1 protein-coding gene is annotated in these 594 nt (G+C 53.5%); it reads right to left on the bottom strand.

Features of this window, described 5'->3' with window-relative positions:
• Nucleotides 1-594 (bottom strand): IS200/IS605 family accessory protein TnpB-related protein (locus AN618_RS13650; protein WP_222926541.1); only part of this gene is annotated, 594 nt, incomplete at both ends.

Here is a 594-nt window from a genome sequence, read left to right as displayed (position 1 = left end):
ACGAGGCCAGCTCCTTGAAGTTCCACCCGGACATCATCCGGTTGAACTTTTTTGATCCTTTAGTCCGCTCGCGGATACCCAGCAGGTTCTCAAGTGCAATCGCCTTGCCTTCTTTCTTCGCTATTTCAACTATGCGTTTTGAGATGCAGTGGTTGATATACCGCATCCACCTTGATTCGCGGCCGGCTTCTTTCTTGACGCGGGAAAGCCTGCCCGCTTGCTGAAGTGCAGCTCTCCTTGCTGCCCACCGTTCCTTGCGCCATCTGACCTGGCGGCCGTCAAAAAAGATGTTGTTGGACAGCACGGCAAGCTTCACTATGCCGAAGTCGACCCCGATTACGCCGCACGGCTCCTTTAAGTGAGTCTCATATACTAATGATATGGCAGCATACCACTCTCCGTCTTTACCATGCCATATTTCCATGGACCCTTGTCGGCAGGAACCTCCTGCCAGGTCCTGGAGCCTTTTGGCATGGTATTCAGAAGTGGCAATGGGTACTGCTATCTGGCTCCTGCCGGAGGAGACGGGGAACTTGATGACCCACGTGCCTGACGGCAGCTGATGTATTGAATAGCAGTCCTGCCGCACCATTA

The organism is Fervidicola ferrireducens (assembly GCF_001562425.1).
Classification (GTDB): Bacteria; Bacillota; Thermosediminibacteria; order Thermosediminibacterales; family Thermosediminibacteraceae; genus Fervidicola; species Fervidicola ferrireducens.
The sequence above is the reverse complement of the archived record's forward strand: the minus strand, read 5'-3'. Positions and strand labels throughout refer to the sequence as shown.